The sequence below is a fragment of the Streptomyces sp. NPDC008092 genome, assembly GCF_042957285.1.
Lineage (GTDB): Bacteria > Actinomycetota > Actinomycetes > Streptomycetales > Streptomycetaceae > Streptomyces.
In genome coordinates this window covers 26276-39618 of the sequence record NZ_JBIBHY010000001.1, presented here as the reverse complement: position 1 = coordinate 39618, position 13343 = coordinate 26276, and the positions used below count along the sequence as shown (strand labels likewise).

The following is a 13343-nucleotide window of genomic DNA, read 5'->3' as shown; positions in this document are numbered from 1 at the left end:
AGGCAGCCCATGGACGTCAGGGACGACGCGGCCCAGGCCACCGCCTCCGAGGCCGCCGCCCCCGGCGCCGACCGGCCCTCCGCGGCGGCCGCCCGGCGGCTCCGGCTCATCACGGTCATCGCCACCTTCGGCGAAGCCGAACTCCGGACGCGCTTCTCCTGACCCCCTGCCTGCCCCCTTGCCTGACCCCCCTGCCTGACCCCCTGAAGGGACGACCATGACCGTACGTGTAGGAGTCATCGGCGCCGGCTGGATCGGCAACGAGCACATCCAGCGCCTCACCCGCACCGTCACCGGGGCCCGCGTCACCGCGGTCACCGACATCGCCCCGGCCCGCGCCGCCCAGGCCGCGGAGCCGGTCGGCGCCCGGGTGCTGCCCGACGGGGCGGCCGTCGTCGCGGCCGACGACGTGGACGCCGTACTCGTCACCTCCTGGGGCCCCACCCACGCCGAGCACGTGCTCACCGCGATCGCCGCCGGGAAGCCCGTCTTCTGCGAGAAGCCCCTCGCCACCACCGCCGAGGACTGCCTGCGGATCGTCGAAGCGGAGCAGGCGCACGGGCGGCGGCTGGTGCAGGTCGGCTTCATGCGCCGCTACGACGCCGGGTACCGGCAGCTGAAGGAGGTCATCGACTCCGGCCGCATCGGCGCACCGCTGATCGTGCACTGCGCCCACCGCAACCCGACCGTCCCCGCGTCGTACACCTCCGCGATGGCCGCGCTGGACACGGCCGTGCACGAGGTCGACGTGCTGCGCTGGCTCCTCGACGACGAGATCGTCTCCGCCCAGGTGGTCCTGCCGCGCTCCACGAGCAAGCGGTCCGAGCACCTGAAGGACCCGCAGATCATGCTCTTCGAGACCGCCAAGGGCGTCCGCGTCGACCTGGAGGTCTTCGTCAACTGCCGCTACGGCTACGACATCCAGTGCGAGGCGGTGGGCGAGGAGGGCCTGGTCCGGCTGCCCGACCCGGCCGCGGTCGGCGTCCGTACCGCCGGTCGGCACAGCACCGCCGTGCTCACCGACTGGGTGGGCCGCTTCCGGGACGCCTTCGACACCGAGTTCCGCGAGTGGATCGCCGACCTGGCGGCGGGCGGGGAGCCCACCGGTCCCTCCGCCTGGGACGGCTACGCCGCCACCGTCATCACCGCCGCGACCGTCGAGGCCCTGGAGTCGGGCACCGTCGTCGCCACCGACCTCAAGCCCCGCCCGGCCTTCTACGGAGGCACCGCATGAAGATCGCCCTCGACCCGTACATGTTCCGTGCCCTGCCGATCGACGACATGGTGCGCACGGTGGCCGAACTCGGCTACGAATACATTGAGTTGTCGCCGCGCGACGACTTCATGCCGTTCTTCCTGCATCCGCGCGCGGACGAGGGGCGGATCGCGGAGCTGAAGAACTCGCTGCGCACGCACGGCGTGCAGCTCTCCTCGGTGCTGCCGCTGTACAAGTGGTCGTCGCCGGACGAGGCCGAGCGGCAGGCGGCCGTCCGCTACTGGAAGCGGATGATCGAGATCACGGCCGACCTCGAATGCCCGCTGATGAACAGCGAGTTCAACGGCCGCCCAGAGCGCGCCGCGGAGAGCGAGGCCGCGTTCTGGCGCTCGCTGGAGGAACTCCTCCCGCTCTTCGAGCGCGAGGGCATCGCCCTCAACCTGGAGGCGCACCCGGACGACTTCTGCGAGGAGAACACCCCCGCGGTGGACCTGGTCCGCGCGATCGACAAGCCGTGGGTGAACTACCTCTACTGCGCCCCGCACTCCTTCCACCTCTCCGGGGCCGACCCCACGGCCGACGTCGCGGCGATGCTGCGCCACGCCGGCGACAAGCTCCGGCACGTGCACATCGCGGACTCCTTCAACCACAAGGGCTCCAGCGGGCTGCGCTACATCCTCAACCCGCCCGGCACCACGGCCCGGATCCACCAGCACCTGGACATCGGCCAGGGCGAGGTCGACTGGGACGCGTTCTTCGGCACCCTGCGCGAGCTGGACTTCGACGGGGTCGCCACCGCGTGCGTCTTCGCCTGGGAGGAACGGGCGCGTGAGTCCTCGGCGTTCATGCTGGACCGCATCAGGAAGGAGCTGGCGGCGTAGCGCTGCGGCGGGAGGACCGCGATCGGCCGTCGATCGTCTGCGGGCCCGTCGTGGCTGGTCGCGCAGTTCCCCGCGCCCCTATCGGGGCGCTGGTCGGCCGAGGGCGTCTCCAAGCGCCGTCAGCCAGGTATCGATCGGGCCTGCCATCAGCAAACCGCTGCCCGCGCCGGCGAGTTGGCCGGTGGCCGGGCGCAGTGCTTGCCGGCAGCGGCGGAGCGTCGGGCGGTCGTCGAGGTCCAGGGCGGCGGCCGCCACGACACACCACAGCGCCTCCTGTACGAGGTCGGCAGGGGGCTCGGGCAGTTCGCGGAGTGCTTCGCGGGCTGCCCTTTCGTCGTCGGCGGCGAGGGCGAGCGCGGGACGGACCCAGGGGAGGTAGGGGCCCCAGTCGGCGACCGGGTCGACGGCGTCCCGGATGCCGTGCGGCCGCGCTGCCAGGCGGAGGCAGAGCAGTGCGAGGGGAAGCAGCCCGTCGCGCACCCCGGGCATGCCGGCCCCGTCGAGGAGTCGGCCGACCTCGCGGTAGGCGGCCTCGACGGGACCGGCTCCTCCCCCGCGGTGTCCGGTCTCGCCCGTCGCCGCCAGCCGCAGCGCCCGGTATCCCGACGTGAACACCTCGACCAGCGGCAGCTCATGACGGTCCGCCAGTCGATCAACGGTCGCCGCGTGTTCGTCGGCCGCCGTGAAGTCCGCGAGCGCGGCGCGCGCCTGGATCCGGATCAGGTGGCCGAGCACCTCGTAGGTGACCAGGCCGTGCCGGGCAGCGAGGGCGACCAGTTCGGTGCCGACGGCGTCGCGGTCCGGGGCGAGCCCGGTCCCGGTGCAGGACTGCATGAAGACGCCGTTGAGGGCGAAGGCGAGCAGCGCCGGGTCGTCCAGGCGGCGGGCGAGGTGCTCGGCCTCGGCGGCGGCCTGCGCGGCACGCTCGGACCGGGTGCCGCGTGACTCCAGGGCGACGGTGGCGAGCAGCCGGCAGCGGGCGGCGTCCTGGGCCGGGGTGGCCGGGAGGCGGGCCAGGGCCCGTTCGGCGGCCCGGACGATGCGGCGGGCGGCCGTCTCGTCGTCGGACCGGGGCCAGATCGCGGGGACGTCGTAGGCGCCGATGACCCGGGCGGTGAGTTCCGGGTCGCCGGACTCCTCGGCCGCGGTGATCGCCGCGAGCCGGTGCTCGCCGGCGGCGGCCGGTCCGCCGGAGCCGGTCACCGCGAGCGTGCGCAGCAGTCCGACGGTCGATTCGAGGCGGGCCCGGGAACCGGCGGCGACGGTGCGGTCGTACGCCTCGGCCGCCCGCGACCAGACCCGGGCCGCGGCCGTCCCGCGTTCCACGTCCAGGGCCGGGGACTGCGCGAGCACGTCGGCCTCCAGCCGGCGCAGCGCCCGGCCCGGGTCGACGCCCAGCTGTCCGGCGAGGGTCGCGCGGGCCCGGCGCAGCACCGCGAGGGCGTCGCCCTGGCGGCCGGTCCGGTAGAGGGCGAGTGCCAGCAGCCGCCAGGCCTCCTCGCGCCACGGGTGCCCGGTGAGGTGGGCGTCCAGGTCGGGCACCGCCTCGGCCGCCCGGCCCGCCGCCAGCAGCGCCTCGGCCCGCTGCTCCACGGCCCGCAGCCGCAGTTCGGCGAGCCGGGCCCGCTCGCCCCGGCACCACTCCTCGTCCGCGAACTCGGCGTAGGCGGGCCCCCGCCACAGCTCCAGCGCCTCCCCCAGCAGCCGCGCGGCCCGCCCGGGCTCCTCGTGCGCGGCGGTGCCGACGGCCGTCTCGAACCGCCAGGCGTCGACCGCTTCCGCGCGCAGGGCGTAGCCGGGGCCGTCGGTGACCAGCAGCCGCGCCGGGGTGCGGGGCGGCCGCCCGGGTTCCAGGACCCGCCGCAGGTCGCCCACGAAGGTGCGGATCGCGCCGACGGCGGCGGGCGGCGGCTCCGCCCAGAGGTCGGCGACCAGCCGGGCGACGGGCACCACACGTCTGCGGGCGACGAGCAGCCGGGCCACGACGGCGCGGTGCCGGGGGCCCTTCAGGGCGAGCGGGAGGCCGGCGCGCTCGGCCGTCACGGGTCCGAGCACCCCGAAGGCGACCTGGTCGATCCTCACCCGCCCACCGTACGTGCCGCACGCGCTGCTGATCCGCTGCTGATCCGGGCACGGGAGCCTCGGCGCATGAACATCCCCGGTTTCCAGCAGCACCGCGTCCCGGTCGCGGACGGCGTCGCCCTGCACACGGCCGTCGGCGGCACCGGCAGCCCGGTCGTCCTGCTGCACGGCTTCCCCCAGACCCACCTGATGTGGCGGCACGTGGCCGCCGGCCTCGCGGACCGCCACACCGTGATCTGCCCCGACCTGCGCGGCTACGGCGCCAGCGACAGACCGGCCGACGCGGACGGGACGTCGTACGCGAAGCGCACCATGGCCGCCGACGTCGTGGCGCTCGCCCGGGGCCTCGGACACGAGCGCTTCGCGCTGGCCGGGCACGACCGGGGCGCGCTGGTCGCCTTCCGGGCCGGGCTCGACCATCCGGACGCGGTCACGCACCTGGCACTGCTGGACGTGCTGCCCACGCTGGACATGTGGGAGGTGCTGCACGGCGCCACGGCCGCCGTCGCCTTCCACCTGTACCTGATGGCCCAGCCGCCCGGATTGCCGGAGAAGCTGATCGGCGCGGCCCCGGACCTGTTCTTCGGCCACTTCCTCGACCTGTGGACCCGCGACCCCGCGGCGATCCCGGCCGACGTCCGCGCCGCCTATCTGGCGGCCTGCCGGGCGGCGGTGCCCTCGATCGTGGCGGACTACCGGGCCTCGGCCGGCGTCGACACCGAGCACGACCGGGCCGACCGGGCCGCCGGGAACGTGCTGCGCATGCCGGTCGCCGTCCTTCAGCAGGACTGGGGCGCCGCCCTCGGCTACGACGCCGCCGCGCTGTGGCGGGCCTGGGCACCGGATCTGGAGCACCGCACGGTGGACTGCGGGCACTTCATGGCGGAGGAGGCACCGGACGAGGTGACTTCGGCGCTGCGGAGACTGCTGAGCCGCTGACGGATGCCGGCGGCGTCCGGCGGGTCCGGCGCCCCTGAGGTGCCGGACCGCCCGGAGACGCGGGTCAGGCCTTGGTGAGGGTGATGTCCCGCCGGTCGACGGCGTGGAAGGACGGCAGCGGCAGGCCGCCCGTGTTGCGCAGCTCCATGATCGTGGCCTCGACGTTGGCCGCGCTGGGCTTCAGCTTCTCCGAGGTGACCTCGCCGGTGTTCTCCCAGTGGTGCTCGGCGCCGTCGCACACGGCCTGGGTGCCGCCGATGCCGTGCCGGAAGTTCGGGGAGTCCTGGCTGAGCGAGGCGCTGATGAACACAGGGCCGGTGGCATCGGTGCAGGTGTAGGTGCCGGACAGGATGACGGTGCCGTCGTCGGCGAGGCGGCCGGTGGGGTCGACGGTGACGGACTCGGTGGGGGCGGCGGCCGGGGCGGCGGTCGCGGGGGCGACGGCGGCGCACACCAGGGCGGCGGAACCGAGGGCCGCGGCGAGGGCGGGGCGTAGGGGCATGGCTTCCTTCCCGGATCGTGAGGGGGGCATGCCCTGGATACCGGGCGACCGCACCTTGGAGCGTGATCGTCACTCCTTCGGTGGCGCGTCCCGCGGTGCCGAAGCCCCCTGGCGTGTCCCGGAGCCGCGGCGGCCGTCGTGGCTGCGTCCGGGAGTTGTCCGCGTGTTGTCACAGGTCGCGGCAGGAGGTTCCCCGGCGTTCACAGCAGGAGCATGGTCTGGTCATGCCGGTCGGCGACCGTGCCGGAGGCAGACCCGTGGAGGTGCGCCATGTGTAACCACCAGTCCCCGAGCGCGACGGCCGACCGCGGCCTGGCGCACATCGTCGCCGCCCGCCCCGAGCAGGGCTGGACCCTGCTGTGCGACGGGGCGATCGTCTTCGACGACACCGGCGAGCTGCACGCCGACGGCAGCGTGGTCCCGCCGCACCGCGGCCCGGCCGACCGCCTCGCCGTCGCCGCCTGAGCCGGTCCCCGCCGGCCGGCGCGCGGTCTCCGGGACGGGCCCCGGAATCCTGACTCTCATTCAGCCGTGCACCGAAGGTGACCAGCAGTGATGCCGGGGACCTAAAATGATCAACGTGCCCGAGCAACACGCCCCGAGGTCCCTCATCGTCACGCTCTACGGCGCGTACGGCCGCTTCCTGCCCGGCCCGGTGCCCGTCGCCGAGCTGATCAGACTGCTGGCCGCCGTGGGCGTGGACGCCCCCTCCGTACGTTCGTCGGTGTCCCGGCTGAAACGGCGCGGGCTGCTGGCGCCGGCCCGGACCGCGCAGGGCGCCGCCGGGTACGAGCTCTCCGCGGAGGCACGGCAGTTGCTCGACGACGGCGACCGCCGGGTGTACGCCGACGCACCGCCGCAGGACGCGGGCTGGGTGCTCGCGGTGTTCTCGGTGCCCGAGTCGGAGCGGCAGAAGCGGCACGTGCTGCGCTCCCGGCTGGCCGGACTCGGCTTCGGCACGGCCGCGCCGGGCGTGTGGATCGCCCCGGCCCGGCTGTTCGAGGAGACCAGGCACACGCTGCGCCGGCTCGGCCTCGACCCGTACGTGGACTTCTTCCGCGGCGACCACCTCGGCTTCCAGCCCACCACCGAGGCGGTCGCCCGCTGGTGGGACCTGACGGCGATCGCCAAGGCCCACGAGCAGTTCCTCGACGTGCACGAGCCGGTGCTGCGCGACTGGGAGCACCGCACCGACACCCCGCCCGAGGACGCCTACCGCGACTACCTCCGCGCCCTCGACGCCTGGCGCCACCTGCCGTACACCGATCCCGGGCTGCCGACGGACCTGCTGCCCGCGGACTGGCCCGGAACCCGCTCGGTGGCCGTCTTCCGCGCCCTGCACGAACGGCTGCGGGCGGCCGGGGGCGTCTTCGTCGGCCTGTGAACGGCTCTGTGAACGGGCAGCCCTTTGTGAAATGTTCATTGCAGGACCCTGTGACCTCTTGCATACCAGGAGTCACTCAGTTAAACCTCAGGTTCCTTAACCACTCCTCTCAGACTTCTTACCTACTCTTCGACGGGTCGTACGCGAGTTCGCCGAGAAGGTAAGGAAGAGGTCTGTTGCGCATGACCACCACGCCAAGGGCTCAGGGAGCCACGGTCTGGCTGACGGGGCTGCCGAGCGCGGGCAAGACGACGATCGCCCGCCTCCTCGGCGACCGGCTCAAGGCCGAGGGACACCGCGTGGAGGTCCTCGACGGCGACGAGATCCGCCGCTTCCTCTCGGCCGGCCTCGGCTTCTCCCGGGCGGACCGCAACACGAACGTGCAGCGCATCGGCCTGGTCTCCGAGGTGCTCGCACGCAACGGCGTGCTCTCCGTCGTCCCGGTCATCGCCCCCTACGCCGACAGCCGCGAGGCGGTCCGCAACCGGCACGAGAAGAGCGGGACGCCGTACCTGGAGGTGCATGTGGCGACCCCCGTCGAGGTGTGCAGCGAACGGGACGTGAAGGGCCTGTACGCCAGGCAGGCCGCGGGTGAGCTGACCGGTCTGACCGGGGTGGACGACCCCTACGAGCCGCCCACCGATCCGGCGCTGGTGCTGCACACCCAGAAGCAGACCCCGCAGGAGTCCGCGGACGCGGTGCACGCGCTGCTGGCGGAGCGGGGGCTGGCATGAGCACCTTCATGCTGTCGCACCTGGACGCGCTGGAGTCCGAGGCGGTCCACATCTTCCGCGAGGTGGCGGGCGAGTTCGAACGGCCGGTGATCCTGTTCTCCGGCGGCAAGGACTCCATCGTCATGCTCCACCTGGCGCTGAAGGCCTTCGCCCCCGCGGCCGTTCCCTTCTCGCTGCTGCATGTGGACACCGGGCACAACTTCCCCGAGGTCCTTGAATACCGGGACCGTGTGGTGGCCGCCCATGGGCTGCGCCTCCATGTGGCCTCCGTACAGGACTACATCGACCGCGGTGTGCTCCGCGAACGCCCCGACGGCACCCGCAACCCGCTGCAGACCCTCCCGCTCACCGAGAAGATCCAGAGCGAGAAGTTCGACGCGGTGTTCGGCGGCGGCCGCCGCGACGAGGAGAAGGCCCGCGCCAAGGAACGCGTCTTCTCCCTGCGCGACGAGTTCTCCCAGTGGGACCCCCGCCGCCAGCGCCCCGAGCTGTGGAACCTCTACAACGGCCGCCACGCACCCGGCGAACACGTCCGCGTCTTCCCGCTCAGCAACTGGACCGAGCTGGACGTCTGGCAGTACATCGCCCGCGAGGAGATCGAACTGCCCCAGATCTACTACGCCCACCACCGCGAGGTGTTCATGCGCGGCGGGATGTGGCTGACGGCCGGCGAGTGGGGCGGGCCGCGCGCGGACGAGACCGTCGAGAAGCGGCGGGTGCGTTACCGGACCGTCGGTGACATGTCCTGCACCGGCGCGGTCGACTCCGACGCCGACGACATCGAGAAGGTGATCGCCGAGATCGCCGCCTCCCGGCTCACCGAGCGCGGCGCGACGCGTGCCGACGACAAGCTCTCCGAGGCCGCGATGGAAGACCGCAAGCGCGAGGGGTACTTCTAAGCATGACCACCAGCACGACCATCGACACCCTGCGGTTCGCGACCGCCGGCTCGGTCGACGACGGCAAGTCCACCCTCGTCGGACGGCTGCTGCACGACTCCAAGTCGGTCCTCGCCGACCAGCTGGAGGCCGTCGAACAGGCCTCCCTCAGCCGGGGCAAGGACGCCCCCGACCTCGCCCTCCTCACCGACGGCCTGCGCGCCGAGCGCGAACAGGGCATCACCATCGACGTGGCCTACCGCTACTTCGCCACCCCCAAGCGCCGGTTCATCCTCGCCGACACCCCGGGGCATGTGCAGTACACCCGCAACATGGTCACCGGCGCCTCCACCGCCGAACTGGCCATCATCCTGGTCGACGCCCGCAACGGCGTCGTCGAGCAGACCCGCCGGCACGCGGCCGTGGCCGCCCTGCTGCGCGTCCCGCACGTCGTCCTCGCCGTCAACAAGATGGACCTGGTCGGCTACGAGCGGGCCGGGTTCGAGCGGATCGTCGCCGACTTCACCGCCCAGACCGCCGAGCTGGGGCTCCCCGAGGTCACCGCGATCCCGGTCTCGGCGCTGGTGGGCGACAACGTCGTGGACCGTTCCGCGCACATGGACTGGTACGAGGGCCCGGCGCTCCTGGAGTTCCTCGAGAACGTCCCGGTGGCCGCGGACGCCGCCGACGCTCCGGCCCGCTTCCCGGTCCAGTACGTCATCCGGCACGGTGACGTCCGTCACTACGCGGGCCAGCTGGTCTCGGGGGCGCTGCGGGTGGGCGACCGGGTCACCGTGCACCCCTCCGGCGAGACCTCCGAGATCACGGCGATCGACGTGCTCGGCACCGAGGTCGGGGCGGCGCACGCCCCGCAGTCCATCGGGGTGCGGCTGGCCGACCAGCGGGACGTCTCCCGCGGCGACATGATCACCGCGGGCCCGGAGGCGCCGGCGCTCACCCAGGACGTGACGGCGGCCGTGTGCCATCTGGCCGACCGCCCGCTCCGGGTCGGCGACCGGGTGCTGCTCAAGCACGCCACCCGGACCGTCAAGGCGATCGTCCGGGACCTGGGGGGCGCGACCGCGCTGAGCGTCAACGACCTGGGCCGGATCACCCTGCGCAGCGCCGAACCGCTGCCGCTGGACGCGTACGCGGTCTCCCGCCGTACCGGTGCGTTCATCCTGATCGACCCGGCGGACGGCGCGACGCTGACCGCGGGGATGGTCGAGTTCGGCTGATCCCCCCCCCGCGGTGAAAGAGCCCCCGGTCTCCGGGGGCTCTTTCGTGTGTGCCGCGTCACAAGGTCACAGCGCGTCAATAACGCGGTAACAGCTGAGCCGGATGTGCGAGACAGGCCCACGGGCGGGGTAAGCCACCCGTTACCGGGACGAAGGTCCCGTCAGGGGGGCGCCGACAGCGTCCGGGACGGGACCCGTACCATTCCTACAGTTGAAAGCAGGACAAGCAGTGATCGCCTGCGCCATGAACGGAATCGCCGTGTACGAACCACCTTCCGCCGCCTCCTGGCGTATCGCGCTGCCGCACTCCGTCGCGGCCGTGCCGGTCGCCCGTGCCCTGGTGCGCTCGGCGATGGAGGAGGCGGAGCACGCTCCGGACGCCGACACCGCCGAACTGCTCACCGCGGAGCTGGTCGCCAACGCCGTGGAGCACACCGCCGGCAGGGGGCCGATAGAGCTGGTCGTCGAGCTGGTGCCGGAGGGCTGCAAGGTCGAGGTGCACGACCCGGACCCGGCGCCGCCCGGCCATCTCACCCGTCCGGTGATCGAGGAGCCCGACCCCATGCAGGAGGGCGGACGCGGCCTGCTGCTGATCCGCGCCCTCAGCTCGTCCTGCGGCCACCGCCCCACCGAGTCCGGCAAGGCGGTGTGGTTCAGGCTTCCTGCGGTACCGCGCCAGTGGCGGCCGGCGTAACCGGCCAGGCGGGCCGGCGCTCCGTGCGTACTGCTTCCGCGGGGTCAGCCGTGCCGGGGGGCGCGTAGGAAGAGGTGGTGGGCCGAGGGGCCGGCCACGGCGGGCCCGGTGAGTTCCCGCAGCCGTCGCAGCGCCGCACCGAGATCGTTTCGCCTCACCCCTCCGGTCTCCCTTACGGCACGTGTCAGACGGCTTGCGGCTCCCGCTCGGGGACAGTGTCCGAGGTCTCGCCCGGGCCGCCGGCCAGCGTGGAGTTCCGGCGTCCGTAGCCGAGGTAGACCAGCAGGCCCACGGCCAGGAAGACGGCGAACTGGATCCAGGTCGTCCAGCCGGTCTCGTACATCAAGTAGAGGCAGAAGCCGACGCCCAGGAGCGGCGCGACCGGGTAGAGCGGCACCCGGAAGGTGCGGGCCAGGGCCGGTTCGCGGCGGCGCAGGGCGATCACCGCGATGTTCACCACGGCCATGATCGCGAGGGTGCCGATGGTGCACAGGTTCATCACCGCGTCCAGCGAGGCGAAGGCCGCCGGGAGGGCGAAGACGGCCGCGACGATCAGGGTGCCGGCCACCGGGGTGGCGGTCCTCGGGGAGACCTTCTCGAAGACGCGCGGGATCAGGCCGTCCCGGGACATGGACATGAGGATGCGGGTCTGGCCGTACATCACCGCGAGGACGACGGACGCGATGGCGACGACCGCGCCGAAGGCGATCACGCCGCCGCCGATCGTGGATCCGGTGACCTGATTGACGACGTAGGAGAGGGCGGCGGGGCGGCCGGCGACCTGGTCGCCGCCGATGGCGCCGATGGCGGCCAGCGCGACGGCGCAGTAGAGCAGGGTGACCACGCCCATGCAGACCAGGATCGCGACCGGGATGTCCCGGCGCGGGTTCTTGGCCTCCTCGCCGGCCGTGGTGATCGCGTCGAAGCCGATGTAGGAGAAGAACGCGGCGGTGGTGCCCGCGCCGATGCCGCCGAGTCCGGCCGGGGAGAACGGGACGAGGTTGCCGTCCTTGAAGGCGCTGAAGCCGATCGCGCAGAACGCGAGCAGGATGACCAGCTTCACGGCTGCCATCGCGGCGGTGGCCCGGGCGCTCTCCCGCACCCCGCGCACCAGCAGGACGGCGGCCATGGCGATGACGATCACGGCGGGGAGGTTCACGATCCCGCCGTCGCCGGGGCCCGCGGACAGGGCGTGCGGGAGCTGGAGGCCGGTGAGGCTGTGCAGCAGCTCGTTGACGTACTGGCTCCAGCCGACCGCGACGGCCGAGATCGAGATGCCGTATTCGAGGAGCAGGCACCAGCCGACCAGGAAGGCGGTGGACTCGCCGAGCCCGGCGTAGGCGAAGGAGTACGACGATCCGGAGACCGGGATCGCGCCGCCCAGCTCGGCGAAGGAGAGGGCGGTGAAGACGCAGGTGATCGCGGCGAGCACGAAGGAGACGACGACGGCCGGGCCGGCCTGGGCGACCGAGTCGGAGAGGCCGACGAAGATGCCGGTGCCGACGATCGCGCCGATGCCGAAGCAGATCAGCTGGAAGAGGCCCATGGTGCGGCGGAGGCCGTGACCCTCCCGGTCGGCGCCGGATTCGGCGACCAGGAGGTGCGGGGACTTGATGCGGGGCATGCGGGTGGTGCTCGTTTCTGGTGGTGCGGGTGCGATCCGGGTTCGGTCGCGGTGGCGGCCACGGCGTGGGGTGGTGCCGGGCCGCCGGAAAGGACAGGGCAGCTTCGCGGAGAGCGGGTCAGGCGAGGGTGGCGACCAGGACCGCCTTGATGGTGTGCATCCGGTTCTCGGCCTCGTCGAAGACGACCGAGTGCTCGGACTCGAACACCTCGTCGGTGACTTCCAGTTCGGTCAGCCCGTGGCGCTCGAAGATCTCGCGGCCGACGACGGTGCCGAGGTCGTGGAAGGCCGGCAGGCAGTGCAGGAACTTGACGTCGGCGTTACCGGTGGCGCGCAGCACGTCCATGGTGACGGCGTACGGCCCGAGCAGCGCGATCCGCTCGTCCCAGACCTCCTTGGGCTCACCCATCGACACCCAGACGTCGGTGGCGACGAAGTCGGCGTCGCGCACCCCGTCCTTCACGTCCTCGGTGAGCGTGATCCGGGCGCCGGACGCACCGGCGAGCTGCTGGGCCAGCTCGACGATCGTCTCGTCCGGCCACAGCAGGCGGGGCGCGACGATCCGGACGTCCATGCCGAGCAGGGCGCCGGTGACGAGGTAGGAGTTGCCCATGTTGTAGCGGGCGTCGCCGAGGTAGGCGAAGGCGATCCCGGTGAGCGGCTTGTCGCTGTGCTCGGTCATGGTGAGCACGTCGGCGAGCATCTGGGTGGGGTGCCACTCGTCGGTGAGGCCGTTGTAGACGGGTACCCCGGCGAACGCGGCCAGCTCCTCGACGACGCCCTGGCCGTGCCCGCGGTACTCGATCGCGTCGTACATCCGGCCGAGGACCCGGGCGGTGTCCTTCACCGACTCCTTGTGCCCGAGCTGCGAGCCGGCCGGGTCGAGGTAGGTCGTGGCGGCCCCCTGGTCGGCGGCGGCGACCTCGAAGGCGCAGCGGGTGCGGGTGGAGGTCTTCGCGAAGACCAGCGCGATGTTCTTCCCGCGCAGGTACTGCGTCTCGGTCCCGGCCTTCTTGGCCGCCTTCAGCTCGGCGGCCAGCTCGACCAGCCCGCGGAACTCCTCCTGGGTGAAGTCCAGCTCCTTGAGGAAGTGGCGTCCGGCGAGGGCGGTCGGGACAGTCGCCATGGGGGCGCTCCAGCGGTCGGGGTCGGCTTCGAGAACTTTGGAAGT

General features: G+C 72.8%; 14 protein-coding genes. 10 read left to right on the top strand and 4 right to left on the bottom strand.

Going from position 1 to position 13343, the window contains the following annotated elements:
- Nucleotides 1-9 precede the first annotated feature (9 nt).
- From ACFZB3_RS00190 to ACFZB3_RS00180, 3 genes are read left to right on the top strand one after another with little or no spacing between them, the layout of a single operon-like run.
- Entirely contained in the window at nt 10-162 is a 153-nt protein-coding gene (locus ACFZB3_RS00190) for a hypothetical protein (RefSeq protein WP_391367252.1), read from the top strand.
- Between the two features lie 55 nt (nt 163-217).
- Nucleotides 218-1234 (top strand): Gfo/Idh/MocA family oxidoreductase, encoded by a 1017-nt coding sequence (locus ACFZB3_RS00185; protein ID WP_391367250.1) that lies wholly within the window; start codon nt 218-220, stop codon nt 1232-1234.
- Nucleotides 1231-2097 carry a TIM barrel protein gene (locus ACFZB3_RS00180; protein ID WP_391367247.1) on the top strand — a complete coding sequence of 289 codons (867 nt, stop codon included), beginning with the start codon at nt 1231-1233 and terminating at the stop codon, nt 2095-2097. The genes ACFZB3_RS00185 and ACFZB3_RS00180 overlap by 4 nt, the downstream gene beginning before the upstream one ends.
- 78 nt (nt 2098-2175) lie before the next feature.
- Here the strand turns inward: ACFZB3_RS00180 and ACFZB3_RS00175 are convergent, their stop codons facing one another.
- Nucleotides 2176-4173, bottom strand: coding sequence for a BTAD domain-containing putative transcriptional regulator (locus tag ACFZB3_RS00175; RefSeq protein ID WP_391369651.1), 1998 nt, complete (start codon nt 4171-4173; stop codon nt 2176-2178).
- 72 nt (nt 4174-4245) lie between these two features.
- On the opposite strand from ACFZB3_RS00175, the gene ACFZB3_RS00170 reads away from it, so the two are divergent.
- Complete coding sequence (locus ACFZB3_RS00170) at nt 4246-5118, top strand: alpha/beta fold hydrolase (protein ID WP_391367244.1); 873 nt, start codon at nt 4246-4248, stop codon at nt 5116-5118.
- Nucleotides 5119-5182: 64 nt separating this feature from the next.
- Here ACFZB3_RS00170 and ACFZB3_RS00165 read toward each other — a convergent pair whose 3' ends face one another.
- Nucleotides 5183-5620 carry a DUF6299 family protein gene (locus ACFZB3_RS00165; protein ID WP_391367241.1) on the bottom strand — a complete coding sequence of 146 codons (438 nt, stop codon included), beginning with the start codon at nt 5618-5620 and terminating at the stop codon, nt 5183-5185.
- 270 nt (nt 5621-5890) lie between these two features.
- Here ACFZB3_RS00165 and ACFZB3_RS00160 point away from each other — a divergent pair, with 270 nt between their 5' ends.
- The 6 genes from ACFZB3_RS00160 to ACFZB3_RS00135 all read left to right on the top strand — a co-directional run bounded on the left by ACFZB3_RS00160 (nt 5891) and on the right by ACFZB3_RS00135 (nt 10548).
- Nucleotides 5891-6085, top strand: coding sequence for a DUF5999 family protein (locus ACFZB3_RS00160; protein ID WP_391367238.1), 195 nt, complete (start codon nt 5891-5893; stop codon nt 6083-6085).
- 106 nt (nt 6086-6191) lie between these two features.
- The gene (locus tag ACFZB3_RS00155) at nt 6192-7004 is read left to right on the top strand and encodes a PaaX family transcriptional regulator C-terminal domain-containing protein (RefSeq protein WP_391367235.1); all 813 of its coding nucleotides are present in this window, start codon (nt 6192-6194) and stop codon (nt 7002-7004) included.
- Between the two features lie 182 nt (nt 7005-7186).
- Nucleotides 7187-7738 carry an adenylyl-sulfate kinase gene (cysC, locus tag ACFZB3_RS00150; RefSeq protein WP_391367232.1) on the top strand — a complete coding sequence of 184 codons (552 nt, stop codon included), beginning with the start codon at nt 7187-7189 and terminating at the stop codon, nt 7736-7738.
- Nucleotides 7735-8637: a sulfate adenylyltransferase subunit CysD gene (gene cysD, locus ACFZB3_RS00145; RefSeq protein ID WP_391367229.1), complete on the top strand. Its 903-nt coding sequence runs from the start codon at nt 7735-7737 to the stop codon at nt 8635-8637. Before cysC ends, cysD begins: the two co-directional genes overlap by 4 nt.
- 2 nt (nt 8638-8639) lie before the next feature.
- Entirely contained in the window at nt 8640-9854 is a 1215-nt protein-coding gene (locus ACFZB3_RS00140) for a GTP-binding protein (protein ID WP_391367226.1), read from the top strand.
- Between the two features lie 244 nt (nt 9855-10098).
- Nucleotides 10099-10548: an ATP-binding protein gene (locus tag ACFZB3_RS00135; RefSeq protein WP_391367223.1), complete on the top strand. Its 450-nt coding sequence runs from the start codon at nt 10099-10101 to the stop codon at nt 10546-10548.
- A 184-nt stretch (nt 10549-10732) separates the two neighbouring features.
- Here the strand turns inward: ACFZB3_RS00135 and ACFZB3_RS00130 are convergent, their stop codons facing one another.
- Nucleotides 10733-12172, bottom strand: coding sequence for an amino acid permease (locus tag ACFZB3_RS00130; RefSeq protein ID WP_391367220.1), 1440 nt, complete (start codon nt 12170-12172; stop codon nt 10733-10735).
- A 118-nt stretch (nt 12173-12290) separates the two neighbouring features.
- Nucleotides 12291-13298, bottom strand: coding sequence for an ornithine carbamoyltransferase (argF, locus tag ACFZB3_RS00125; protein WP_391367217.1), 1008 nt, complete (start codon nt 13296-13298; stop codon nt 12291-12293).
- Between the last annotated feature and the right edge of the window lie 45 nt (nt 13299-13343).